26 protein-coding genes are annotated in these 26,287 nt (G+C 39.6%); 19 read left to right on the plus strand and 7 right to left on the minus strand.

The window, feature by feature from the left end; genetic code table 11:
* Positions 1 to 117: 117 nt before the first annotated feature.
* Positions 118 to 2,055 (minus strand): DNA helicase RecQ, encoded by a 1,938-nt coding sequence (gene recQ / locus ABHC48_RS14500; RefSeq protein ID WP_207749372.1) that lies wholly within the window; start codon positions 2,053 to 2,055, stop codon positions 118 to 120.
* A 114-nt stretch (positions 2,056 to 2,169) separates the two neighbouring features.
* Positions 2,170 to 2,718, minus strand: coding sequence for a TetR/AcrR family transcriptional regulator (locus ABHC48_RS14505; protein ID WP_118578150.1), 549 nt, complete (start codon positions 2,716 to 2,718; stop codon positions 2,170 to 2,172).
* A gap of 956 nt (positions 2,719 to 3,674) precedes the next feature.
* Between ABHC48_RS14505 and glgB the strand changes: the two genes are divergently transcribed.
* Positions 3,675 to 5,456 (plus strand): 1,4-alpha-glucan branching protein GlgB, encoded by a 1,782-nt coding sequence (glgB, locus tag ABHC48_RS14510; RefSeq protein WP_195700390.1) that lies wholly within the window; start codon positions 3,675 to 3,677, stop codon positions 5,454 to 5,456.
* Between the two features lie 168 nt (positions 5,457 to 5,624).
* On the opposite strand, the gene ABHC48_RS14515 is transcribed toward glgB, so the two are convergent.
* Complete coding sequence (locus ABHC48_RS14515; protein WP_118578152.1) at positions 5,625 to 5,993, minus strand: metal-dependent transcriptional regulator; 369 nt, start codon at positions 5,991 to 5,993, stop codon at positions 5,625 to 5,627.
* A 350-nt stretch (positions 5,994 to 6,343) separates the two neighbouring features.
* Between ABHC48_RS14515 and ABHC48_RS14520 the strand changes: the two genes are divergently transcribed.
* From ABHC48_RS14520 to ABHC48_RS14585, 14 genes are all read left to right on the plus strand, one after another.
* Entirely contained in the window at positions 6,344 to 6,709 is a 366-nt protein-coding gene (locus ABHC48_RS14520; protein ID WP_173718179.1) for a helix-turn-helix transcriptional regulator, read from the plus strand.
* A gap of 3 nt (positions 6,710 to 6,712) precedes the next feature.
* Positions 6,713 to 7,516 carry an ImmA/IrrE family metallo-endopeptidase gene (locus ABHC48_RS14525; RefSeq protein WP_195700391.1) on the plus strand — a complete coding sequence of 268 codons (804 nt, stop codon included), beginning with the start codon at positions 6,713 to 6,715 and terminating at the stop codon, positions 7,514 to 7,516.
* Positions 7,517 to 7,519: 3 nt separating this feature from the next.
* Positions 7,520 to 8,458: a hypothetical protein gene (locus ABHC48_RS14530; protein WP_195700392.1), complete on the plus strand. Its 939-nt coding sequence runs from the start codon at positions 7,520 to 7,522 to the stop codon at positions 8,456 to 8,458.
* 154 nt (positions 8,459 to 8,612) lie between these two features.
* Complete coding sequence (locus ABHC48_RS14535; RefSeq protein ID WP_207749373.1) at positions 8,613 to 9,650, plus strand: aldo/keto reductase; 1,038 nt, start codon at positions 8,613 to 8,615, stop codon at positions 9,648 to 9,650.
* 89 nt (positions 9,651 to 9,739) lie between these two features.
* The gene (locus tag ABHC48_RS14540) at positions 9,740 to 10,033 is read left to right on the plus strand and encodes a hypothetical protein (protein ID WP_243284608.1); all 294 of its coding nucleotides are present in this window, start codon (positions 9,740 to 9,742) and stop codon (positions 10,031 to 10,033) included.
* Entirely contained in the window at positions 10,012 to 10,260 is a 249-nt protein-coding gene (locus tag ABHC48_RS14545) for a GNAT family N-acetyltransferase (protein ID WP_243284609.1), read from the plus strand. Before ABHC48_RS14540 ends, ABHC48_RS14545 begins: the two co-directional genes overlap by 22 nt.
* A gap of 166 nt (positions 10,261 to 10,426) precedes the next feature.
* Complete coding sequence (locus ABHC48_RS14550) at positions 10,427 to 11,287, plus strand: class I SAM-dependent methyltransferase (protein WP_272067075.1); 861 nt, start codon at positions 10,427 to 10,429, stop codon at positions 11,285 to 11,287.
* A 167-nt stretch (positions 11,288 to 11,454) separates the two neighbouring features.
* Complete coding sequence (locus tag ABHC48_RS14555) at positions 11,455 to 13,239, plus strand: succinylglutamate desuccinylase/aspartoacylase family protein (RefSeq protein WP_195700393.1); 1,785 nt, start codon at positions 11,455 to 11,457, stop codon at positions 13,237 to 13,239.
* Between the two features lie 206 nt (positions 13,240 to 13,445).
* Complete coding sequence (locus ABHC48_RS14560; protein WP_195700394.1) at positions 13,446 to 15,458, plus strand: AAA family ATPase; 2,013 nt, start codon at positions 13,446 to 13,448, stop codon at positions 15,456 to 15,458.
* A gap of 96 nt (positions 15,459 to 15,554) precedes the next feature.
* Positions 15,555 to 16,649 (plus strand): WYL domain-containing protein, encoded by a 1,095-nt coding sequence (locus ABHC48_RS14565; RefSeq protein WP_195700395.1) that lies wholly within the window; start codon positions 15,555 to 15,557, stop codon positions 16,647 to 16,649.
* On the plus strand, positions 16,649 to 17,710 hold the full coding sequence (locus tag ABHC48_RS14570; protein ID WP_195700396.1) for a hypothetical protein: 1,062 nt from the start codon (positions 16,649 to 16,651) through the stop codon (positions 17,708 to 17,710). Before ABHC48_RS14565 ends, ABHC48_RS14570 begins: the two co-directional genes overlap by 1 nt.
* 44 nt (positions 17,711 to 17,754) lie before the next feature.
* Entirely contained in the window at positions 17,755 to 18,681 is a 927-nt protein-coding gene (locus tag ABHC48_RS14575) for a hypothetical protein (RefSeq protein ID WP_195700397.1), read from the plus strand.
* 27 nt (positions 18,682 to 18,708) lie between these two features.
* Entirely contained in the window at positions 18,709 to 19,416 is a 708-nt protein-coding gene (locus ABHC48_RS14580) for a metallophosphoesterase (protein WP_195700398.1), read from the plus strand.
* Complete coding sequence (locus ABHC48_RS14585; RefSeq protein ID WP_195700399.1) at positions 19,397 to 19,777, plus strand: hypothetical protein; 381 nt, start codon at positions 19,397 to 19,399, stop codon at positions 19,775 to 19,777. Before ABHC48_RS14580 ends, ABHC48_RS14585 begins: the two co-directional genes overlap by 20 nt.
* Positions 19,778 to 19,876: 99 nt before the next feature.
* On the opposite strand, the gene ABHC48_RS14590 is transcribed toward ABHC48_RS14585, so the two are convergent.
* The 4 genes from ABHC48_RS14590 to ABHC48_RS14605 all read right to left on the minus strand — a co-directional run bounded on the left by ABHC48_RS14590 (position 19,877) and on the right by ABHC48_RS14605 (position 22,879).
* A complete protein-coding gene (locus ABHC48_RS14590; protein WP_118578154.1) occupies positions 19,877 to 20,623 on the minus strand; it encodes an amino acid ABC transporter ATP-binding protein in 747 nt (248 codons plus the stop codon).
* Between the two features lie 141 nt (positions 20,624 to 20,764).
* Positions 20,765 to 21,262, minus strand: a complete 498-nt coding sequence (locus tag ABHC48_RS14595) for a hypothetical protein (protein WP_118578155.1) — start codon at positions 21,260 to 21,262, stop codon at positions 20,765 to 20,767.
* Between the two features lie 2 nt (positions 21,263 to 21,264).
* Positions 21,265 to 21,948: an amino acid ABC transporter permease gene (locus tag ABHC48_RS14600; RefSeq protein ID WP_148461103.1), complete on the minus strand. Its 684-nt coding sequence runs from the start codon at positions 21,946 to 21,948 to the stop codon at positions 21,265 to 21,267.
* 70 nt (positions 21,949 to 22,018) lie between these two features.
* Positions 22,019 to 22,879, minus strand: a complete 861-nt coding sequence (locus tag ABHC48_RS14605; protein WP_195700400.1) for a transporter substrate-binding domain-containing protein — start codon at positions 22,877 to 22,879, stop codon at positions 22,019 to 22,021.
* Between the two features lie 211 nt (positions 22,880 to 23,090).
* Between ABHC48_RS14605 and ABHC48_RS14610 the strand changes: the two genes are divergently transcribed.
* From ABHC48_RS14610 to nikB, 4 genes are all read left to right on the plus strand, one after another.
* Positions 23,091 to 23,384, plus strand: coding sequence for a nucleotidyltransferase domain-containing protein (locus ABHC48_RS14610; protein ID WP_195700401.1), 294 nt, complete (start codon positions 23,091 to 23,093; stop codon positions 23,382 to 23,384).
* On the plus strand, positions 23,371 to 23,763 hold the full coding sequence (locus ABHC48_RS14615) for an HI0074 family nucleotidyltransferase substrate-binding subunit (protein WP_195700402.1): 393 nt from the start codon (positions 23,371 to 23,373) through the stop codon (positions 23,761 to 23,763). Before ABHC48_RS14610 ends, ABHC48_RS14615 begins: the two co-directional genes overlap by 14 nt.
* 266 nt (positions 23,764 to 24,029) lie before the next feature.
* Complete coding sequence (locus ABHC48_RS14620) at positions 24,030 to 24,974, plus strand: LysR family transcriptional regulator (protein WP_195700403.1); 945 nt, start codon at positions 24,030 to 24,032, stop codon at positions 24,972 to 24,974.
* 321 nt (positions 24,975 to 25,295) lie between these two features.
* Positions 25,296 to 26,285, plus strand: coding sequence for a nickel ABC transporter permease (gene nikB, locus ABHC48_RS14625; RefSeq protein WP_334285740.1), 990 nt, complete (start codon positions 25,296 to 25,298; stop codon positions 26,283 to 26,285).
* Positions 26,286 to 26,287: the final 2 nt, after the last annotated feature.

A 26,287-nucleotide genomic window follows, 5' to 3' on the forward strand; every position in this document is an offset into this window, starting at 1 on the left:
GATTTAGTCGCAGTTAGCAGTTAGTTCGCTGGAGCGTTGCGCCGGCGAGTGAGCAATCACCATTGTCCGAATGCGTCTGCCTTGAACAACTTTCAACACATTAAATAGCAATGATGTCTAGTGATTAGCAGACTGAAATGCGGATATTTCCTGTAAAAATCGTTGGCCGTATTTCTTAAGTTTGTTCTGTCCTACACCGGATACATTGAGCATTTCATCCTCATTCTGAGGAAGTTTACTACACATATCGATAAGGGTTCTGTCGGTAAAGACGATGTAGGGAGGGACAGATTCTTCCTTGGCAATCTGGAGACGGAGCTGACGTAAGGCTTCAAAAAGGGCAGAATTGTGGCTGGAGTTTGTGGCAGTGGAATCAGCGGATGAGCTTTCTGCGGAAGCGGAAAAACTGTCCTTTTTGAATGAAGTTTTGTGTTTCTTTGTGGTTGATATTTTCTCTTTTTCTTTAAATTTCTTTATTATGATCTTTGTATTTTTATTTTGTAAATCTTCAATATTTCCTGCTTTTAAAACACTGTATTCTCCTTCTGTCTGGATGATATATCCCATACGGATCATCTGGCTTATAAGGAGCCGGAGGTCGGCTTCAGTGCGGTTTTCTAACTGACCATAGCAGTTGTAGGAGGTGGCGCCAATGTCCTTCAGACGGGCTTTTTTGGAGCCCAGGAGGATGCCGATTACAAGAGCCTGGCCATAGCGGCCGCGCATTTCGGTGATGCAGCCGACTACCCATTTGGCATCCAGGGTCATATCCAGTTCTTCAAATTCCTGGTGGCAGTTGCCGCAATTATCACAAGGCTGATGTGTGGTTTCTCCGAAGTATTTCAGGATGTAATTGCGCAGGCAGGAGTTGGTCATACAGTAGCCTTCCATAAGCTGGAGACGGCGGGAATCCTGATGTTTTACCTGTTCAATTTCCTGAAAATCCATACCTTCGAAGTCTTTGCTTCCAAGAAGGAGTTTGCTGATCATCACATCCTGAGTGGAAAAGAGAAGGATACATTTTGCAGGTTCACCATCACGTCCTGCGCGGCCAGCTTCCTGGTAATAGTTTTCCATGCTCTGAGGCATGTTGTAGTGGATGACGAAACGCACATTGGATTTGTCGATTCCCATGCCAAAAGCATTGGTGGCAATCACAACCTGAGCGCGGTCATAGATGAAATCATCCTGACTTTTTTTGCGGATATCGTTGCTCATTCCAGCGTGGTAACGGGTTACAGAGACGCCTTGTTTCAATAATTTCTCATACAAAGTATCCACGTTTTTTCTGGTGGCACAGTAGATGATTCCGCTTTCGTTTGGGTGGGTTTCTATGTAATTTTGGATAAAGATGTCCTTCTGCTTTCCAGTGAGATGTTCCACTTGATAATAGAGATTTTCTCTGTCAAAACCAGTGACAACAACGTTGGGATTCTTCAGTTTCAGGATCCTTGCAATGTCATTTTTTACCACTTCTGTTGCGGTGGCAGTGAAGGCACTGATGATCGGATTGCCAGGCAGCTGTTCCACAAAATCTATGATTTTTAAGTAACTTGGACGGAAATCCTGTCCCCATTGGGAGATACAGTGGGCCTCGTCTACAGTTACCATGGAGATAGGAGTATGTAGCGCGAAGCTTAGAAATGAAGCTGTTTCCAGTCGTTCTGGTGCTACGTAAATAATCTTATAGACACCTCGCGCAGCGAAAGAAAGAGCCTTATTAATCTGTCCCTCAGTCAGTGAGGAATTAATATAAGCCGCGTGAATTCCTGCTTCATTCAGAGATTTCACCTGATCCTGCATAAGTGAGATCAGCGGTGAAACCACCAATGTAATTCCTGGCAAAAGCAGCGCTGGAACTTGATAACAAAGGGATTTTCCGGCCCCTGTCGGCATAATTGCCAGAGCATCTCTTCCACTTAAAATGGTATCTATAATTTCTCCTTGTCCTTCCCGGAAGGAATCATATCCGAAGTAAGTTTTTAAAATTTGTAAGGGAGATACTGGTGGAGTACCAGAATTTATTTCTTGTATATTCGAATTGTTTGTTGTCAATTTATTGACCTCCTGCGATGAAAATAGGTAACTGTTTAGTAGTTGCAAAGTTGCACACTTCGAGGGTGCTTTTAGTTTTTTATCATATTTAATGCTGCGTGCATTGAGGTGCTTTTATTTTTTTATCATTTTTAATGCTGCCTGCGCCGTCTTGCCTGTAAGTTCTGTAATACTGGAAAGCACTGGCACATCTCCATATTTTCGGTTTTCATAAAACGCATAATAACATCCATATAGAATGTAAGTGAGCATAATATTAATGTCCTTGTCATCCCGATATTGAGGGTAAGCTCCAAACACCAGCTCCTTTAAAGCTGCTTCAATTTTCTGCACCAGGCACTTACTCCTGCTTCCTGAAAACAAAATTCCAATCAGCGAATCCTTTGCCAGAAACCCCATAAACAGTTCTCTGGAAAAAAAAGCAGTATCGTCCAGTACTCTCTCCGGATGAGTGAGATTCTCCATAATTGATACCACAACTTCCGTTTCCAATGTATCCGAGAGATGATAAATATCCTGATAATGTGCATAAAATGTAGACTTATTAATCTGCGCTTTCTCACACAACTCCTTAATCGTAATCCTCTCCAGCTCCTTATGAGAACGCAACTCTATAAAAGCATTTATAATACTCTGTCTGGTTTTTTCAATTCTAATATCCATATAGCGTTATCCTTTATTTTAATTTGCTATTTAGTTGATTAAAAGTTCTTCAATGCGGACGCATTTGGACAATGTGTATTACTCACTCGCCGGCGCAACGCTCCAGCGAACTAATCGCTAACTGCGACTAATGCGTTCGGGAGAGCCCTCACGCATAAGTCTACGTAAGCGCTGGATTTCGCTTACGCTAAGAACGCGCCTGAAATGGCTCGCTGAAGTAATACACATTGCCCAAATGCTGTGTGTCGGCTGGAACTGAGGTTATTTAGGAACTTTTAACGAGGGGAGGGGGAGTGATTGTTTTCCCGAAACTTTCTTGCCAATGATAGATTAGGTAAAACCAATAAAGCTGCGAAGTATCAACCATCTAAATGGGGTATCGAAGACACATAAAATAATATGTCAAGTTCTTTGTTTGCAAAACAGCCCTAAGAATGTGCAAATACTTCATAGAAATTATAAAAGCCGCTAATTTTCGGCAAGATTCCCATAAACTTTCGTTTCCGATACAGTATAGGGAAACCAATCACTCACCCACCCCACCTGTTGAAAGTTCCTATGTACAAATAAGTCCAGCCAGTACACAGCATTCGGGCAATGGTGATTGCTCCAGCGAGCCATTTCAGGCGCGGTTTTAGCGTAGGCGAAATCCACTGCTTACGGAGACTTAATCGTGAAGGCTTTCCTGAACGATTTAGTCGCAGTTAGCAGTTAGTTCGCTGGAGCGTTGCGCCGGCGAGTGAGCAATCACCATTGTCCGAGTGCGTCCGCCTTGAACAACTTTCAACACACTAAATAGGTTATAAAAAAATCCGACACATTTCAAAAAACGTTGGAAATCCAACTAATGTCGTTTTTCGTCGGTAGCAATTTTTCATTTACACAATTATACTTATTATACAGAGAAAAACAACTACTGTCTAATATCTTTTTATAATGAATGGGAGAGCAAAAACATGGATTTTTACAACTTTTATACAGGAAAAGAATTTGAAGCATATCAGTACCTTGGTGCTCACGTATGGGATGGCGGAACCACCTTCCGTACATTTGCCTCGGCAGCGCAGCGAGTATCTGTAATTGGTGAGTTCAACGGCTGGACAGAGACTCCTATGAACCGCGTTCATGATGGCAATTTCTGGGAATGCACCATGAATAATGTAGGCTCTGACCTGATGTATAAATACAGAATTTACCGTCAGGACGGCTCCTTCGTGGACCACGCAGACCCCTATGCTTTTTATAGCGAGATGCGTCCAGGCACTGCTTCAAAGACCTATGCTCTTGGCGGTTATGAATTTGGCGACAGCAAATGGCTGAAAAACCGCAAAGCAAGCTACGACAAACCAGTAAACATTTATGAAATGCATTTTGGCTCCTGGAAAAAACGAGGCGAAGGACAGGAAGACTGGTACACCTATGAGGAACTGGCACCGATCCTTATCACCTATTTGAAGGAACACGGCTATAATTATGTGGAGATCATGCCTCTCTGTGAGTACCCATGCGACGAATCCTGGGGATATCAGGATACAGGATATTTCAGTCCAACCTCCCGCTATGGTAAGCCGGAAGAACTGAAAGCATTTGTAGACCAGTGCCACCAGGCTGGAATTGGGGTCATTCTGGACTTTGTTCCAGTGCATTTTGCAGTGAATGATTATGCGTTGGCAGAATATGACGGAACAGCCCTTTATGAATATCCAAACATGGCAGTTGGCCGCAACGAATGGGGAAGCTGCAATTTTATGCATTCCAGAGGAGAAGTTTGCAGTTTTCTGCAGTCCTCAGCCTATTACTGGATGAATGAATTCCATTTCGATGGCCTTCGCATGGACGCAGTAGGAAATCTGATTTACTGGCAGGGGGACGCAAGCCGTGGAGAAAACCTGGCAGCTCTGAAATTTATCCGTACCATGAATCAGGGCTTAAAGGAAAGAATCCCTGACTGCCTCCTTTTTGCCGAGGATTCCACTCCATATCAGGGTGTGACAAAGCCGGTATGGGAGGGCGGACTTGGATTTGATTATAAATGGGATCTTGGATGGATGCATGATACCCTGTCTTATTTTCAGGCAGATGCAAAAGAAAGACAGGAAAAATATCACAAGCTGACATTCTCTATGATGTATTTTTACAATGAGCGCTATATCCTGCCATTGTCCCATGACGAGGTTGTTCACGGAAAGGCAACCATCGCCCAGAAGATGAACGGTGGTTATGACGGGAAATTTCCACAGGCAAGAGCTTTCTATATGTATATGTATGCGCACCCGGGTGCAAAGCTGAATTTCATGGGAAATGAGCTGGCACAGCTGAAGGAATGGTGCGAAAAGGATGAGTTGGACTGGATTCTGCTGAAATTCCCTGTTCATGAAGCATTTCATAAATTCATGGCAGATCTGAACCAATGCTATCTGAAGAACAGTGCTTTTTCCCAGAGAGATTTCAGCCAGGACGGTTTCTCATGGGTGGATTGCCATCAGGAGCAGAAGTGCATGTATCTGTTTGAAAGAATCAGTGGGGATCAGAAAATTTTGGCTGTGTTTAATTTCTCCGACGAAATCCAGGAATACACTTTGGAAAAAGATTATGCCGGATATGAGCTTCTCCTTGCAAGTGATATGGTGAAATATGGCGGTAAAAAGCGCTACACGAAAAAAGAAAAGGTAATTACAGGCGGAAAAGCAGTATTTAAAATGGGACCATTTTCTGCCAGATATTATCTGGTGAAATAAGGAAAAGTATATAAATAAAAAAGACCTGTATCCGGATAAAATTCTACAATGATGGAACCTTGTCATTGGTTTTATCTGGAGTACAGGTCTTTATGATTGCTGCGTACAGCAGTCAATGAGCTTCTGTAATTGTAGGAAAATGCAATGCAAAAACGCAATGCGTATAATTTATTTACCAGGAGAGAGATGCTCCTTGATAGCGGTAAAACTCTCTGGACTGATGACATGCTCGATACGGCATGCATCGGAGGTTGCAGTTTCCGGATCAACACCCAGACTGATCAGCCAGGAGGATAAAAATTCATGTCGCTCATAAATCATATCTGCAATCTTCTGTCCGGATTCGGTAAGATAAATATATCCTTCTGGAGTGACAGTGATATGGTTCTTTTCACGAAGGTTCTTCATAGCAACACTGACACTTGATTTCTTAAATCCAAGCTCATCAGCAATATCAACGGAACGCACAACAGGTTTCTTTTTGCTGAGAATAAGAATGGTTTCCAGATAGTTCTCAGCGGATTCATTAGATTTCACGATAGATCACCTCAATTTTTTGCGTGTGTAGCAGTACACGTATAATACCTATAGAATACCATAGTTTACCGATTAGGGCAATTATTTTTTGCAGAAGAAAAAGCGTAGTTCAGATCTGTTTATTGTTTATGAAGAGAACAGATATGATTTTTACAATATATAGCAAATATCAAAATTTGAGAAAATAAGAATGAAATTATGGAAGAAATAAATGCTATATCTAAAATGCAACAAATAAAAATCTTAAAATTTGAGATGAAATGGTTGCATTATATAAAGAGAGAAGTATAATATTAGGTACATAGAATAAAATATTAAAAGGTAAAAAGAGAGCCAAGGAGTTGAGAGCAATGACGAAGTTTATAAGCAACGTGAATAAATATTTATCAGAAATGAAGATTAAGCAATCTTATCTAAGCATGGTTACAGGTATAGATAAGAATAAAATGTCGCGTTTATTGACTGGTTCACAAGAAGAAAGCGGTACAGATATGGAGAAGATTGCACGTGGACTTGGGAAAAGTATTGGATTTTTTTTGAAAGAATCTATGAGCATTTCACAGGTCGGAAGTTCTTCAATGAATAAAATTGCATTTTATGCTGGAGAACCTTCCAAGAAACAAGAGCAGATCGCCAAGCAGTTAGTGGAATTAATGGAAAATATTGATGAAGTAATCAGTGCAAACAGTCGTTTTGAAAATATAGCGAGGAGTTAAGTGATGAATATAGAGCGTTTACGAAAAATCATTGCATATAGTGATAAAAATCATGACGAAATCTACTCTATGATAAAAAGATTCTGTTCATTTGCCGGGATTGAATATGATAGTGATCTTCTTAATGTTCTGCAAATTGTGCGGTCCTCTTTTCAGAAAAAAGGATTTCTGGTTTTGGAAATACCTTTTGCCGATGATGAAATAGGCGCTTTGTGTTATAAAGGTGATGGATTAGGGTATGTTGTAATTAACACTTCTTTACCTAAGGTGAATACGAATTTTGCTATATCACATGAAATTTATCATGTTTTCTGGGGCGAAAATGAATTTGTTTCAAAGGTAGAATTTTCAGACGATCATTATTATGAACATGAGGAAGAATATGCTGCAAATCTTTTTGCTGGGATGTTGTTAATGCCAGAGATAAGTTTTAGAAGAATGTATTTGAAATTTAAAGAAGAATCTGACAGTAATGAAGTAGATACAATTATCCGATTAATGGCATATTATGAAGTTCCATTTATGGCAGTTTTGATTAGATGCCTTGAATTGAGATTGATAGCTGGAAATGCAGTTACAGAAGGATTACTTAATCATGATCGTACCCAGATTAAACAAAAATTAGCTGATCTTTGGTTGGACGAGGCCATAATGGAACCATCAAAAAAAGATGATTATCTGCACGTAGAAGCTATAGTTAAGAAGTTTGGAAAAAAATATGTCGAGGATGGATATATAAATGAGCGTACATTAGATAAAGTTCTTCATAATATGCGTGAACTATACCAGAAAATAAGGAGGGAGTAAGATATGCCAACTACATATACGGAAACTCCCGATAATTTTAATGAGATAGGTACTTTTGTTGAAAAAGAGATTAATGGCATAAAGAAAATTTTCTATCTGGCTCAAAGAGTTATTTTTTATGATGCATGCTCGTTTCAAAAGCATTCTCATTTGCCGGATAAAGAGATAAAAGTATTGATGAATTATTATAAAATACATGGAACAGTGGTATTTATCACGAAATGTATTTTGATGGAGCTTGCATCAGACAGGCATAGTTTAGCAGAAGAATATATTGCATTCATAAAAAAAATGGCTGAGGCAGAAATTAAGGTTGTGATATTTAATGAAGAATATACATATGACATTCTTTCAGAATGCTTTTCTACAAATGAAAGAATAAATGAGTATTTATCCTGGGCTGTGAGAATGGTAAAATCTCCGGTTAGTACAATAACAGAAACGTTGAAAAATGATGAGAAACTTACAGCAGAAGTGCTTGAAGGGAAAAATTTAAGACAGTCTGATATATATCGTAGATTTTTTGCCACAGTGAGAGAAAACAAAGAACATGCGGATAATTTAGGGGAAGAACTTATTGCGATATGCGTACATATACTGTCACATCTTCCTGGAATCGTAGATGGGAAAATATGTGTACTGACAGATGATAAAGGTGCAGCATCAAAAATTGATTCCGCAGTAAAAAGAACAAACGTACAGAACAGAGGGGCAAAGATTATATTGTTTAGTACTCCTAAAGTGGTTCAGCATATGTTTCAGGAGCAAATAGAAATATCTGAAAATGAGATGGTAAATATTATATCTCAAGGAACCTCTGGAAATATAGTTGTTATGGGAACAACGGCGTATGATTTTGATATTAATGTGAGCATATCCATGCCAAGTGAAGCGTTAGTAGGGAAAATAATGGAGCCAAATGGGATTAATATTATTTTTTGAGAAAAGCTCTGGGAAATGTAATTGGTAGGCTGTGGATCCAGAATAGGATAATGCCCGTTTGAAAAAAAGGCATAAACAGTCATATTTTCCAATGACAAATCATTTTCCGGGTAGTATATTAAAACTAATGATCGTTTTCAGGGAGGTTTTTATTATGTACATTGCTTCAAAGGAACGTTACACCACAATGGAATACAACCGTTGCGGTGACAGCGGACTTATGCTGCCGAAGGTGTCGCTTGGACTGTGGCATAATTTTGGAGATACGTCTAAATTTGAGAATATGAGACAGCTGTGTTTTACTGCGTTTGACAACGGAATCACACAGTTCGATCTGGCAAATAATTATGGACCGGAGCCGGGGAGTGCAGAGATTAATTTCGGCAGGATTCTGAAAGAAGATCTGGGAAAATACAGGGACGAGCTGATCATTACTACCAAGGCAGGATATGAAATGTGGGATGGTCCTTATGGAAACTGGGGCAGCCGCAAGTATCTTCTGGCAAGTCTTGACCAGAGCCTGAAGCGTATGGGACTGGAATATGTGGATATTTTTTACCATCATAGAATGGATCCGGAGACCCCTCTGGAAGAGACCATGGGAGCGCTGGCCAGTGCAGTGCAGAGCGGAAAAGCCCTGTATGTGGGACTTTCTAATTACGATGGAAAAACACTTTCACAGGCGGCGTCGATTTTGCAGGAAATGTATTGTCCTTTTGTGATTAATCAGAACCGTTATTCTATTTTTGACAGAACTGTGGAGAAAAATGGACTAAAAAAGACCACTGGAATTCTGAAAAAAGGTCTGATCACCTTCAGTCCTCTTGCGCAGGGACAGCTTACAGATCGCTACCTTAATGGTATTCCGGAAGACAGTCGTATCCGTACAGATGGCAGATTTTTGAAGGAAAGCAATCTGACGCCAGAGCGTTTGCAGCAGATCCGGGAGCTGAATGATATGGCTGCAGAGCGTGGCGAGAAGCTTTCGGAGATGGCTCTTGGCTGGTTGCTTGCACAGCAGGAGGTGACCAGTGTACTCATTGGAGCATCACGACCACAGCAGATTCTTGATAACATAAAAGCAATCCACTGTGCACCATTTACGGAGGAAGAGCTTGTGAGAATTGATGAAATTGCGGCTGAAAATACAGCTAGTATGATCATGAAATCCCAGATTTATCCAGGAGCCTGACAGCTATGAACAGTATTAAAAAGAAGCAAATAGGGCTTTTTACGAGACGAAGAAAAACATTATATTTTGCATAAGGAGAGTGACAGAAAATGATAATTCGAAAGGGAACGCAGGCTGACCTTGCGTCAGTGGAACAGCTTTACAATGACATTCATACGGCAGAAGAAACAGGTCAGCAGACCATTGGTTGGATCCGTGGCGTGTATCCTACAAGAGCTACGGCACAGGCTGCATTAGATGCCAAGGACTTGTTTGTTCTGGAGGATGCAGGTAAGCTCCTGGGAGCGGCCAGAATCAATAAAGCGCAGGTGGATTCTTATGCAGAAGGCGATTGGGAATTCGCAGCCAGGGATGAGGAGGTTTGCGTCTTCACACTCTGGTAGTTTCCCCCTCCGCTTCTGGAAAAGGCTATGGAAAGAAGTTGGTAAAGTTCTATGAGGATTACGTTTTAAGCCACGGCTGTCCGGAACTTCGGATGGATACTAATGCAAGAAATGTCGTTACAAGAGGGCTGTATAAGAAGCTTGGATATAAGGAAATCGGGATTGTGCCTACAGAATTTAACGGGATACCGGATGTGCAGCTGGTATTGTTGGAGAAGCACTTGTAATAGTTGAAATTCCCTTTTATGAAAAAAGAAAAGAGAGCAGGCGAGTTTGTAGAGATACAGATTTGTCTGCTTTTTTATATAGAGTTCCATCCCCCCGGGGGGCTTGCGGAAGAAAACTGGTTTTGATAAAATTTTAACATTAGAGTTTAATGCGGAGGAATTACAAGTGGATAAATTACTGGATGAAATAGAGAGTTACTGGAGTACCCGGACGGAGGGGTATTCTGAGGTGAATGAAAAAGAGTTGAATGGGATGCAGAAAAAGGCATGGCTGGAGACTCTGGAACGCGGATTTTTGGGAAAAAGGTCTGGGAAAAATGAGGATTCAGAAAACAATTCTGTGGAAAAAGAAGTTTTCGAAGAAGAATTTTCCGAAAAACAACATACAGACAAATATAAGGACCACCTGAGAATTCTGGATATCGGCACAGGTCCAGGCTTTTTCCCTATGATTCTTGCGGAAGCAGGATATCATGTAACAGCCATAGATTACACTCCGGGAATGCTGGAAAAGGCTGCAGAAAATGCAGCGAAATTTATCGGAGAAAAGAGCCGGAATATTGAATTTAAAAGAATGGATGCCCAGGCATTGGAGTTTGAAGATGAGAGCTTTGACGTGATCATTTCCAGAAACCTGACCTGGAATCTGCCTCATCCGGAAATGGCTTATAAAGAGTGGCTTCGGGTGCTGAAAAAAGGTGGAAAGCTTTTGAATTTCGATGCCAACTGGTATGGATATCTCTATGATGATAAGAAGCGTGAGGCTTACGAGAACGACCGTAAAAATGTGGAAAAAGGAAGCCTGGATGACCATTATCTGTGCACAGATATTGACCGAATGGAGAAAATTGCGCTGCAGGTTCCGTTGTCGGAGACCAAGCGTCCGGGATGGGATGTGAAGGTACTGGAAGCGCTTGGAGCAGCGCAGATTCAGGTGAATGAGGACATCTGGCAGCAGGTATGGAGCGAGGAAGAGAAGCTGAATTATGGATCTACACCCATGTTTATGGTGGAGGCTGTAAAATAGAAAAAGATATTATCAGTGATATACAGAAATTTGTACGAATTTAAAGATAAGTAAAGCGGTGTTGGTTGTAAGAATGAAGTATTAGAGTATTTGAAGAATAGGATAAGTTTTTATTGGATCGTAAGGAAAATTATTTGTAAAGATATTATTGGAAAAGGTAGAAAATAATGAGTGAAATAATAAATATAGGCGGCTTAAGTGCCGCACCAGGGCAGCGTATCCATGGTTTTGTTTCCATTGGTAATGGAGAATTTTCTCTTCCTACAACAATTGTCAGAGGCGAAAAACCAGGTAAAACAGCTCTCATTACAGCTGGTATCCACGCTGGCGAATATGTGGGAATACAGAGTGCAGTAGAGCTTGGAAGAGACCTGAAAATTGAGAAAATGACAGGAACAGTGATTATTGTAAAGGTAGTGGCAAAGGAAGAATTTGAAAACCGCCACGGTTCTCTTTGCAGGGCGACAGGTGAGAATCTGAACCGCCTTTTTCCAGGAAAAAAAGAAGGTACTGAATACGAAAAACTGGCTTATGCAGTAGTTGAAGAGCTGCAGAAGGTGGCAGATTTTTATATTGATCTTCACAGTGGTGATGACTATGAGAAGCTGACTCCCTATGTATATTATGCAGGCAAAGCAGCCCCGGAAGTGATGAAAATTTCCCGTCAGATGGCAGAGCAGGTGGATGTTCCTTACATGGTAAAATCTGAGGTATCATCGGGAGGAAGCTATAATTATGCAGCATCCTGCGGCATCCCTTCCGTGCTTCTGGAGCGGGGCGGAATGGGAGCCTGGGAGACTGAGGAAGTGCGTTCTATGAAACGTGATGTACGCAGTATTTTACGGTTCCTTGGTATTTATGACGGACATAGAAGTATGCGGAAATATTATCCGTTAAATGTAACGGATGTGCAGTATCAATCCGCCTCTTATACGGGACTCTGGTATCCCCAGAAGAAGGCAGGAGACCTGTTTACAGAAGGGGAAATCCTTGGATATGTAAAGGATTATGAGGACAATATTCTGGAAACCTGTACCTCCTATGGTGACGGAGTGATCCTGTATCAGACTGGTTCCCTGCAGGTGATTAAGGATGGTCCGATGGTAGCTTATGGCCGGATCAGTTATGAGGAAGACGACCGAAAAGAGAAGATTGCGGCCTACTGGACCAAGCGAAGCGACAGCTTTCTGGAGCAGAGAAGGGCAGAGTTACATAGTCCGCTGGCAAAGAGATGGCTGGAAGAAATTGAGAAATACCTACCTAAAAAGGCATTAAGTCCTGAAAAAAAAATTGAGGATGAAAGCAAGGAAAGAAAAGATGCAGTTGCAAAAATTAAGGAAAAAGAGACTGGTAATGGTAAACTTAAAATCCTGGATGTGGGCTGTGGAACCGGTTTCTTTACAATCCTTCTTGCAAAACAGGGACACCAGGTAACAGGCACCGACCTTACTCCGGATATGATCACAAACTCCCGGATCCTTGCCAAAGAAGAGCAGGTAACATGCGACTTCCAGGTGATGGATGCGGAGCATTTAACTTTCCAGGACGAGAGCTTCGACGTAGTCATTTCCCGAAACCTGACCTGGACCTTACCAGAAGCAGCCCAGGCTTACAAAGAGTGGTCCAGAGTATTAAAACCAGGCGGACTTCTCCTGAATTTTGATGCCAACTACGGCGCCACAAACTTCGCCGAAACCTCCGATCTCCCGGAAAACCATGCCCACAACCAGCTTGGAAATTCCCTGATGCAGGAATGCGAAGACATCAAACGCCAGCTTCCAATCAGCTCCTACCTCCGCCCCGCCTGGGATGTGGAAGAGCTTGGGAAAAATGATATGGAACAGATTTCCATTGACCTTGGACTTAGCAAAAGGGTATATAAAGAAAGAGATGAATTTTATAATCCGACGCCGATGTTTGCTATTGCGGCGAGAAAACAGAGCAATTCATAAAATTTTAAATAATATAAACGAAAATGTGCTTGAAAAATATTATTCAGGCACATTTTTTATGCTCTTTATGGAAGAACGGAAACATATTAAATTTCAGAAATAAGGGGATTGGGAAAAATTTTAATGGCATGTCCCTTTTTTGCCCCATGCCATGAGTTATACTATGGGACAGAAGCAAAAGTGAAGGAGCTATAGGAGGAATACTTATGTTAGCGTATAGAATTGAGGGAATTATTGGGGAGAGTCTGTGCAAAGATGAGAATGATAGAAATGCTGTTGCGGAGATGAAACATAAGTATGCAAATAGAAGTGAGGTATTTAACAACAGATTTGGTAAAAATGCGTATATATTTATTGCAGATACTTCAGAAGGAAGTATTACGTTGGGAGCGTTTGTGACGGATTTGCAGAAAATATCGGCTATTGTAGATTCCTATGCTCAGCATATGGGAATACAAATGACAGATATTGTCATATCAGAAGTAACATTAAAGAAATTATACGGACTTCTAAGTAAGGCTGAAAGTCAGAATTTTATCCAGGATACAAATGAAATTCTGGAGGAATTTGGGCTTGATGAGATTGTGGGGGATTATGTCCGGTATTTGGAATATAAAGAATATATTGTAAAGAAGGGCACTGCCAATCTGCTGCGATGCAATGAGGCTAAATATTGGATGAGTGATACCTTCCATTTGGAATTACAGAGAATATTTGCAGGAAGCGGCCATGAATCGGAATTGGGACATCCTGTTCACTATATCATTGAAACTGATGATGAGAGTACTAGGCGAATTATGCAGATTTATCTGCTGCGAAGCCTGTATACTCAAATGAGAATTAGAAGTGGGAGATTTAGTTGTATTGAAGTTGAAACAAGCCGAACTTTAAATGATGGGACATATGAATTGTTGTATAAAGCTTCTTTCGGTGGAAGTGTTGTGGTGAAGGTTCTTATGGAGGATAGTGAGGAAACAGACTATGCTACAGAGTTAAATGAGCAGATACAGCTTATTTGTAAAATACTTAAAAAATATCGTAATCAGGTACTGACGATTATCTGCCTGCCAAGAGAATGCCAGCGGTTGAAGGAACTGTTCTATGAAGAATTGTCAAATGTATCTATTGTGGAATTAAAGGAGAAATTTGTGAAAGAAAAAGAGGCTGAACGGTTTCTTGAGAATCTGGCAGAAGAAAAGCAAATATCTGCTGATGCAAAGCTTGCCAATAAGATACAGGAAGGAAAAGGATACTTGGTACCAGAGCTTAGAGGAATTTTTGATTCCTGGTATGACCAGAAGCTGAAAACAGAGATTTATCCTCAGTACCAAGATGTTTTAACTATAAAGGCAGAGGAAATAAAGGCGATACCGAAAGGCACTGCCTATGAAAGATTGCAGAAAATGGTGGGAATTACCCAAATTAAAGCGGTAATAGAGAAAGCTCTTAATTATAATAAACTTCAGAAGATATATAGAGAAAAAGGAATAAAAACAGGACGTCCTGTTATGCATATGGTATTTACCGGAAATCCAGGAACTGCGAAAACTACAGTGGCAAGGCTGCTGGCTCAGATTATGCAGGATAACGGTTTACTTTCCAGAGGACATCTGGTGGAAGTTGGAAGATCTGATCTGGTGGGAAAATATGTAGGATGGACAGCAAAATGTGTAAAAGAAAAATTTAAAGAAGCGAAAGGTGGTGTATTATTTATTGATGAAGCTTATTCGCTTCTGGATAATCGGGCAGGTTCCTATGGAGATGAAGCAATCAATACAATTGTACAGGAGATGGAGAATCATCGAGAGGAACTGGTGGTTATATTTGCTGGATATCCTGAAAAAATGGAAGAATTTATTCAGAAAAATCCAGGACTCAGATCAAGAATAGCATTTCATGTTTCGTTTCCTGATTATAATGAATTGGAGCTTTGTCAGATTGCACAGCTTATGGGAAAAGAAAAGGGAATCGAGTTTACTCAGGAAGCTATGGGAAAACTACGGACTGTATTTAGATATATGGGAAAGAAAGATGACTTCGGAAATGGGCGATATGTACGAAGCATGCTGGAGCAGGCGCAGATGAATCAGGCGGAAAGGTTATTAAAAAAAGATATTTCTACTATTACGGATACGGAACTCTTTACAATAACGGCAGAAGATATTGAAATCCCCCTTATGGAAAGGGAAGAAAGAAGAGTGATTGGCTTTGCGTGTTAATGAGATAAGGCTTGCTTTCGCTCTGGGCGATAATTATAATTTAACTAATAATAGAGCTTACTGAAGGCATGCTCTGGAGCTGATTGGAGGAGAAAAATGGGTACAGCATATTCCAAGAAATTATTAGTTCTTTATATTCTGGATATTTTGCAGAAGTATACAGATGAAGAACACAGGCTAAGCCAAAAGGAGATACTGGAAATTCTGCGCAAAGAATATGAAATGATAGTTGATCGGAAAACTGTGCGAAGAAATCTTCTGAATCTGATGGAGTATGACTGTGAGATTGAGTGCAGGGAAGTGCTCAGGAAAAAAACTGATAGAAGTGATTCTTCTTATTTAGGAGAATGTGAAGAGGAAGAAGCGATTTGGACAGATTTCTATCTGAAACATAAATTTACAGATGAAGAACTGAGATTGCTGATTGATAGTGTGCTATTTTCCAGGCACATACCGTACCGTCAGGTAAAGGATCTGGTTGAGAAGCTGGAATCTTTATCAAATGTATATTTCAAATCCCAGTCCCAGTACATTTATCCTCCTTCTGAGAACCGCACAGATAATAAGCAGCTGTTCTATAATATTGGTGTATTGGATGAGGCTATTCGTAAGAATCAGAAAGTTTCTTTTGAATATGTGGAATATCACACAGATAAGAAACTTTATTCCAGAAAGAGAGAGGATGGAACGATTAGAATATATATTGTAAATCCATATCAGATGGCAGCACAGCAAGGCAAATATTATTTGATCTGCAACTATGATAAGTATGACGATATTTCCAATTATCGCATTGACAGAATCCGAAATATTCAGCTTTTGGATGAGAAATGTAAGCCCTTCGAATCCCTGACACAGTCAGGACATCAGCGTTTGAATCTTGCAGACTATATGAAAGAACATATCTATATGTATTCAGGCGAGAATTCGTTTGTAAAATTCCGAATTGCGAGGGTAATGCTTTCTGATGTAATCGATATGTTTGGAAAAGAAGTTGTCTTTTCTGACGAAACAGACACTCATGTGTCAGTAAGTGTAAAAGTAAATGAACGCGCTGCTGAGCAATTCGCCAAAAGCTACGGCCCGGATGTGATTATTCTTCAACCAGAACGATTGAGGGAGAAGATGAAGAACGATATGAAAAGATTGTGGGAAGCGTATAGGGATATGCAGGAAAGCGGGGAAGCTTGATGGATATTTATAAATTTGTAGTTTCAAATTCTATTCGAAATTATTTGAAAAGAATAAATTATAAGTTCAGTACGCAGGAAGCAGCATTTTTGGTTTGGTATTGTGAAACAGCAACTTTAGAAGAAAAATTTGGGGCATGGGAAGAAATTATTAATACTATGCCGAATTGCTCTATGCAGGAACGAATTGACATGGAGGCTATCCCAGATTTCCATAAATTTCTAATAGATTATATAAAGTTGCAAAAAAAGTTGTTGAATAAGTTTAAGACAGCAGAAAAAAGTATATATTCTTGCGAAATGTATCAAAGAAAATATACTGGTATTCATTATGAGCATAAAGTATTTAATCAGTATGATGAATGCGTTGCTTATGGTATAAAAGAATTTGATTCTGAATTGTGTGATAGAGCTGTTATTACCAAACACAAATGGGGGTGCAAAGAAGGGGAACGGCAAGACGAAAAATGCTATATTAACTCTTCTGGAGCTGTGTTGAGTATGGATTGTATGGTTAAAAATGATCAGGAGAGAAAGATAAATGCTGCATTTGATGGAATGTGGTTTGATTTTCCAACACCGTTTCATGCTGGAGATATAGTGTGCTCTCATTATAAACAGGCAGAACCATATGTACTGACTGGAATTTGTACATGGAATGCGAGCAGAATAAAACAAGAGTTGCCCAAGACAGAGTATACGGAAAGATATCTTTCAATGCGTGGGGAAATTCAGAAAAGAATTTATAAAGATGGAGATACAAGTGATATGGAGTGCCGTGGTTATGGTATTTCAATGGATGAATGCGTGGGGATATCTGTATGGAAAGAAATTCTGCCAATGCGTAGTTATTTAGACTTGGAGTATTATAGTTTGTCTCTAAGCGGAACAAACGATGTATTGGCATTGATAAGTGGGACTCTAAGAGGAGAATATAATATAGAATTCTTGCTTAATGCATACAGTATGCTTATATTTAAAAATAGCTTCGAAAAGAAATTGATGGAGCTTCAAACGAACTTTGGGAAAGATCAGGTGGCAGATATAGGAATATTTAAATAAGAGCATTTTTATATCTGCGATACATAGGAAGGGGAAAATAGAATATGGAAATAAAAAAGTTGGATGAAGATAAGTGTAAGAATTTGAAAGATTTATTTATTGAGTGGCATGAAAGACACGAAGAAGATGTTAATGAATTACGTATAGAAGTAAATAAATTAAAAGAAAGAGAATATAGTTGTCCTTCACCAAGAAAACTTACTAAGCTTTTAAAGGAGTTTGGGATTCCTGGATGTTTTTCTGAATGGTTTATAAAAGATGTTGATATGGGGAATGTTCCTAAAGCAGAGAATTGGGAATATGTTTTGAAAAATGCTTTTAATCTAGATGGTGGAAAGAAAAATTTTGAACCTGAACCCGGAGATTATCAAAATATTTTCCTTTTTAAGGAAGCAAATGATTCAGATAAAATAAGTTCAAATAGTAAAGATAGCTATCCATGTTTTGCAAGTGAGTTGGAAAAGGGAAATGTAAATCCATGGATTTATGAATGGAAAGATAAAACTTTTAAAAGCGGAATTCCGCGTAAATTACCTAAAGCGCTTTCTAAATATTTGACTGGAACAACTCAGGATGAGATACATAATAATTTTTTGAAATATGCTGCTTATATGAATATAAATAAACGAGGTGGGGAAAGTCGTACAGATGAACGGACTTTATTGAATTATGCATATTATTATAGAAATTATATCTTGAAAGAAATTGAATTGCTTGGAGGTGAGCAGAAACATATTAAAGTTTTTGTGTGTGGTAGCAGATATTATTTCGAAAATCTAATTAAAAATCTTGGGCTTGGGTTCAATGCCAAAGACATACAGCATGCGAAGTATTGTTTCATTAGTATTACACACCCTTCGGCAAGAATAGGGGCTGATAAATTGTTTGAAGAAATGAACATGGAGGAAGTATTTGGTGCAAGATTAAAAAAAGGAAATCCCGTTTGTGTGGATAAATTTGTTTACTATTAAATTTTTATTTGAAAAGGATAAAACTACATGAATTATGTGATATCAGATATCCATGGATGTTACAAGGAGTTTAAGACACTTTTAAAGAACATAGGGTTTTCTTCAGCAGATACATTATTTGTTCTAGGAGATATGGTAGATCGCGGACCAGATCCAATCGGAGTACTGAGATTGATGGCTTCTTATCCGAACATCTATCCACTTGCAGGAAATCATGAATTTATTATGATGAGTATTCTTCAAAAGTTAATGCAGGAAATTAGCGAGGATAATATTGAATCTACTCTTACAGAAGAATTTTTGCATAAATATAATTTATGGATAGAAGATGGTGGTGCCACTACTATAAATGGATTTAAAAAGCTCCCAAAAGAAGAACAGGAATTTTTATTAGATTATTTGAATGACTTGTCTGTTTATGAAAGGATAACAGTAAATAACCAAAACTATATACTTGTTCATTCTTTGCCAGATAATTTACAGAATGGAAATGATTTAAATTATCAGATTGAAGAAATTATATTTGGAAGACCTGATTTTACAGCATCGTGGAATCAGGAGGATATCTATATTATTGGACATACTCCTACTTTCAAAATTCCAGGAGCAGAATCTGGAAAAATATATAGAAGAAATAATTTGATTGATATTGACTGCGGATGTGTTACCGGACATGCATTATGTGCGTATTGTATTGATACAGGAGAAACGTTTTATGAACCGTTTTTTGTCTGAAACTGGTAATAAAGTACAGGCGCATAAGGGAGTATTTTGGCTTATTGAGGATAAATTGCTTACTTTTCCTTTCGAGAAAAACAGATATCAATCCTCAGTTTCAAAATCGGGCGATACATATGTTCACAAATATTTGTGGAAAGAGATTTCTAATTCAAAAGTTTCATACAACTTTTATCCAAGAGGCAGAGTTGAAATTAAGAAATGTGGAAGTTCAATTGTTTATATGAATCCCAATATTGCAGAGGAGTATGTGAAGCAAATTATGGATGATTTTGGACTATATGAGTATCCTAAAATAATATATGATAATAGCTTGCATTATAAATGTTATCTGGATGATGGTTGGCGAGCAGAGTGAATACAAATGTATTTTTGTGATAAACAAAAGAAATCTCATACTATTTATAAATAGCAAGAGATTTCTTTGATGAAAACTTATAAAAGAATTACAGGAAATTCAAATCACATAATCCGAACTTGTCATATGGAGGAATGCCATCGTTTTCTCACTCTTGGGCTGTGAGAAGAACTCTTTGGATGGTCCCTCTTCTACGATAACACCGTCCTCCATGTAGACTACCCAGTTGGCAACTTTTCTGGCAAAATCCATTTCGTGGGTGACTACGACCATGGTGGTTCCTTCGTCGGCAAGCTTTCTCATAACATCCAGAACCTCGCCGGTAAGTCTTGGGTCAAGGGCGGAGGTTGGTTCGTCGAAGAGAACTACTTCCGGATTGTAGGCGATGGCTCTTGCGATAGCTACACGCTGTTGCTGCCCACCGGAAAGCTGGTCCGGATAGAAGTTGGCGCGGTCTGCCATGCCTACTTTTTCCAGCATTTCCATAGCTTTTTTCTTCGCTTCTTCCGGAGAATTCTTACGGGCAATGGTAAGACCCTCCAGTACATTGTCAAGTGCTGTTTTGTTGCGGAAAAGATTGTATCCCTGGAAGACAAAGCCCATTTTCATTCGTAACTGCCGGATTTCTTTCCTGGTCACAGCAGTGATATCTTTATGGAAATCATCAAAGGTGATTTCTCCTTTATCTGCCTGTTCCAGAAAGCTGATACAGCGGAGAAGTGTTGTCTTTCCAGAACCGCTGTTTCCCAGAACTGCGATCACAGAACCTTTTTCAACTTTGAAATCAACACCTTTTAATACTTCGTTTGTCCCGAATTTTTTATGGATATTCTTTACTTCCAGCATATTTTTTTCTCACATTCTTATATAGAAATTTGGTAATTGATAACAGGGTATTATGAAGAAACTTAAAAGTCTTTCTTCTGTAGCAAATGATATAAAATACGAGTTGTTCACATATGGTGATGCTGCCGAAGGCGACATTGATTATACTTCGATCTTTAAAATATCATTAAAGTAGTTATTGGCAACCATCAGCACACCCATAGCTGTGATAACTACGATTTCTTCTTCTGTGAATTCTTCTTTTAATTCAGTATAGATTTCATCCGGAATGTTTTTCGGATCTTTTGCAAGAGCGCGGCCAAAAGAAATAAGTAATTCTTCCTTCTTTGTAAATTGAAAATTGTCGAAATCAATACCATTATCTTTCAGAAGCTTTCTGAAATAAGTACTGCATACCAGGCAGTCATTTTCTTCGGAAATTGCATATTCAAAGAAGTCACCGGCTCTTTTTCCAATCAGTCTCTGCAGCTCCCGGTCAAGGGTGTAGGAGCTGTCTTCGATGGCTTTGAAGGCTTCTGCATTATGGAGAAGAGTAAGCTTTTCATTAGTGAGCCTATAGCCCTGTGCAAGATGGTTTCTGATTACTTCTTTCTCTTTTTCCCCTGCTGTTTCCGGGTCGATTTTTGAAATATAAGACATGATTATTCTCCTTTCACTGGTGCTGGAGCATTCCATACCAGCTTTTTCTCAAAATAGTTTTGTACCCATGTAAGGACGGTACAGATCATAAGGTAAATAACAGCAGCCTCGCAGTACAGGGCGAAGGGCTCGTAGGTTCTGGCGGCAATCTGCTGTGCGGTGGTGAACAGCTCCACAACTGTGATACTGGAGGCAAGGGAAGTGTCCTTGGTAAGTCCGATCAGTGAGTTAAACAGTGGTGGAAAAGCGATTCGGAATGCCTGGGGCATTACAATCCTGGTCATGGTCTGGCGGTAACTCAGACCCACCATATAAGCAGCTTCTGTCTGTCCTTCTGGTACCGCTTGAATCGCAGATCGGAAAATCTCAGCGTTGTAAGCGCCAAGGTTCAGGGCAAAGGCGATCACAGCGGATGGAAAAGCGTCCAGGATAATTCCTACAGACGGCAGGCCAAAGAAGATGATGAACAGCTGTACAATAAGTGGGGTTCCGCGGAAGACCCATATGTAGAATCTTGCGAACTGCTTCAGTCCTTTTACATTGGCAATCTGTACCAGGGCCAGAAAAAGGGCGATGATGCAGCCAAAAACAAAGGATAATAAGGTAAGGGGGATTGTAACTTTTATTCCGGGTATGAGGATTCTGGTGAAAGAAGATACCAGAATCCCTGCTAAACGTTCACTCATAATTGTTTCCTTTTACTTTCAATTGTTGGATGATTGCCTGTTGTTCCAGACAACAGCTGTGGAAAAGTAATTAGTTTTCATCAGTGCTTTCTGTTGTTGCATCCTCAGAAGCAGTGTCTGTAGTTGCTGCATTTTCATCCTGTGGCTGTGTGAAATCTGTGCCGAAGTAATCCTCAGAAAGCTTGCTTAAAGTTCCGTCTTCTTTCAGTTCGTCAATAGCGTTCTGAATTGCATCATATAAAGCTGTTTCCCCTTTTTTGATCGGGACAGCGTAGGTATCCACAACGTCCGGGATTACGAAAGCAACTTTCAGATTTGCATCCGGGTGCTGCTGAAGGTATTCATTGAATACAACAGAGTTAAAGGTTGTGAAGTCGGCACGTCCGGATTCAATCAGGGAAACCGCTTCGTCAGCTGTGCTGATCTGTACAAGAGATGCACCGGCGTCTTCCAGAATATCAAGGTAAGCGGTTGTAGCAGTGTTTGCTACTTTTTTGCCATCCAGGGAAGCCATATCTACGATATCATCATTGTCCTTGGCTACTACAATCTGCTGTGTGATGTAGAAATATGGTCCTGCGAAATCGTATTTCTCTTCACGCTCCGGGGTAATACTTACTGCGTTAATTACTGTGTCCAGACGTCCACTGTCGATTCCTGCAAGAAGGGAATCCCAGTCAGATTCTGTGAAATCCGCTTCCACTCCAAGCTTGTCTGCGATTGCCTTTGCTACTTCCACATCAAATCCGGTAAGCTCTCCGTTGTCGTCATGATAGGTGTATGGAGGATAGGTTCCTTCCACACCGACTTTCAGTTTTCCTGATTCCTGAATCTGTGCAAGCTCGTCATCAGCTGCATAAGTCATACTGCATGTTGCCAGAACTCCTGTTAATATTGCTGCAATTCCTAAAGTCAAGATGCTTTTTTTCATAATTTTATCCTCCTCCGATGTGTTTCTTATTTAGTAACTAGGATTAATATGGATTGAATAATAGCATAGAAATCTGGCGTTGTCTAATATGGAATAAAGATAGCTGGTTATAGGTAATGCCTATAATCTGTTTAAATTGAGAGGACACAGCTTGACTTAATAGGAAGATATGGTAAAGTGAAAGAAAGAAATCTGGTGGGAGTGAGGCTTGATGGAAAATACCGGAATCAGAGATGAAGTAATACAGGAAATTTATACACTAGCTGAAAAATATAATATCAAGAAAGTAATTCTCTTTGGGTCAAGGGCTCGTGGAGATTTCAAAAGGACGAGTGATATTGATCTTGCAGTCAGTGGAGGGGATTTTTGCAGATTTGCACTGGATGTAGATGAGGAAACGCAGACTTTGTTAGAGTTTGACATAGTGGATTTAGATGGAAATGTACAAGAAGAACTTTTAGAGTCGATTCGTAAAGAGGGAAGGATATTATATGAAAAAATATGAGAATTTTTGTGCTTCATTAAGGAATATGAAGGAAATTTATAATTATATGGAGCCATATGATAATGTAGTTTTGACTGGATTGGTAGGTTTATATGAAATATGTTTTGAGCAGTCCTGGAAAATGATGAAAGAGATATTGGAATTACATGGATATGAAGAAGGGGCAACCGGATCTCCGAAAATAATATTAAAAACAGCATATAAGGCTGGAATGATCAAGGATGAGGAATTGTGGCTTCAGGGACTTCAGGCAAGAAACAATGTGACACATTCTTATAATCAAAATATAGCATTAGGAATTGTAAAAAATGCAAAAGAAAAATTTTATGATATGTTTATAGAGCTGAAAAGAGAAATTGAAGAAAACTGGCTTGAATAAAATGAATGAAAGTAGGTGGGGAAAGACAGGAAATTTTATCCCCCTGGGAGGCTTGCGGGAATTTATAAATATGGTATTCTAAACGGGACACAGAAAAAGTGTTAATTCTGTTAAGCAATTGTGTGACTTATCTCCGCGTTTAAAGTTACACAGAAGGTCTGCAGACAGTTCCGGACTGTCTGTGAGACAAAGGACGGCAGCTATTACTCCGCAAAAATAGCTGCCGTATCTTTCGTAATGAAGTTTTCGCCAGAGAGGGAAAAGATATGTTTGATCTGAAACAATTGAAATATTTTATAGTGTGTGCTGAAACAGGCTCTATCAGCGAAGCTGCCAAGCTTCTTTATACAACCCAGCCCAGTGTGAGCAAGGCAATCAAAGCGCTGGAGGAAGAAATGGGGATTGTATTGTTTGAGCGTATGCCAAGGGGAATTGCGCTTACGGTGAAAGGCCGGGAGGCATACCGATATGCGTGCAGGATCATAAATGATTCCCGGATACTGGAAGAGATGAGCCATGGGAATATGGCAAAATATCTGCGGATTTCATTGAATCCCAGTTCCTGGTTTACGAATCAGTTTGTTGAATTTTATAAAAAGAATTACGAAAAAGATTATCATTTTGAAATTTATACAGCCGGAGTACGGAATGTAATGGAACGTGTGAGGGATTATCTGTCTGATATTGGCTTTGTATATGTAATGGAACAGCAGATGAAAGAATTTCAATATGAATTATCGAAAAACCGTCTGGTGTTTAGTAATATGCAGGAGAGTGTGGCAACTTTTTATCCTGGAAGATTGAATCAGTTATATCAGGGAAATCCGAAAACAAAGGACAACGTGAGTCTGAAAGAACTGAAATCCCAGCGCTTTATCCAGAATTACCGTGATGAATTCCTGGAACTGGGAGACAGGGAAAAAAAGGGTGTGTTTAGTTGGGAAGACCTGGATGTATCCGTTATTACAAACAGTGACTATATTATGGAAAAAATGTTAAGAGAAACAGACCTTTCCAATATCAGCGGAAGTTATCTTTCAGAGGATAAGAAAGCAGTAAATAAAGGAATCCCGTTGGAATTTAAAAAGAATAAAATCTATTTTGGATATGTAAGAAGGAAAAATGATGAACCGAATGAAATGATAGACGAATTCCTGGAATTTCTAAATGAAAAGCTGAAGATGGATAATGAAAATGAAAGCTTTAAGTAAAAGATGGATGAAATTGATATTAATAAGCAAAATAAAGGAAAAGGGAATACGTTAATTAATACTGATATTCCAAAATCAATGAAAACCATGCAAAATCGGAATAGCCCATAACCCCCCGGGTGGGTTGTGGGCTGTTCTTTTTTTTGCTAAACTAAAGAAAATTCCCAGGCAAAGAGGGTTGTATGTTGCTATTTACAAATGAATGGTAGTATTTGTAAGGCAGGACTCTTTCTTGCAAAACCATGTAAAGATTAACGATAGACACCTGCGCAGGCAGGTGTTTTTAACGCAATAGGAAATTTCGTCGGAATTCCCTGCTGCATGAAGGGTACAATCATTTTTGAAAAGGAGCAAAGCGTAGATGATATGAAGAAATATGCAATCAGGCGTCTGCTTCAGCTGATCCCGATTCTGTTTGCCATTACCTTTTTATCCTATGGAATGATGCGAATTGCGGGTAGTGATGTGGTTACGCAAAAAATGGAAAATACAGGAGCTGTGGTATCAGAAGCCACATTGGATGCCGCCAGGGAGCAGCTGGGACTGGATAAGCCCTTTTTGACCCAGTATTTTGTTTGGCTTGGTAAACTGCTCCGGGGAAACATGGGAAACAGTTATGTATCCGGATTCCCTGTTTTTGATACCTTTATATCGAAACTGCCGGCTACATTGCTTTTGACATTAACTTCCATAGTACTTACCATCGTTATTTCCATTCCGCTTGGAATACTGGCAGCTGTAAAACAAAATACGATTGTGGATTATCTGATCCGGGTATGCAGTTTCATTGGAAACAGCCTTCCCAACTTTTTTGTATCCCTTTTGCTGATGTATTTTCTCGCTATAAAGGTAAGGATTTTTCCGGTTATAGCCAAAGATGTCAGTCTGAAAAGTGTGGCAATGCCTGCAATCACATTGGCGATTGCCATGTCTGCAAAATATCTCAGACAGGTGCGGGCAACTGTGTTGGATGAATTGAGCAAAGATTACGTGGCAGGAGCAAAGGCAAGAGGTGTGAAATTTTCTGTTACATTGTGGAAAAGCATTATGAAAGCTTCCCTGGTTACAATAATCACACTGTTAATGCTGTCTGTTGGAAATCTCCTGGGAGGAACCGCAATCGTGGAATCTATTTTCATGTGGGACGGTGTTGGAAAGATGGCTGTAGATGCTATTTCCATGAGAGATTATCCAATTATACAGGCCTATGTAATGTGGATGGCAATTATTTATGTAGTTGTAAACCTGCTTACAGATCTGTCTTACCGGTTCCTGGATCCGAGAATTCGTCTGGGAGGTGTGAAGCAGTGAGT

Origin of the sequence: Ruminococcus sp. 1001136sp1 (assembly GCF_039841815.1) — a bacterium.
GTDB lineage: Bacteria > Bacillota > Clostridia > Lachnospirales > Lachnospiraceae > Blautia_A > Blautia_A faecis.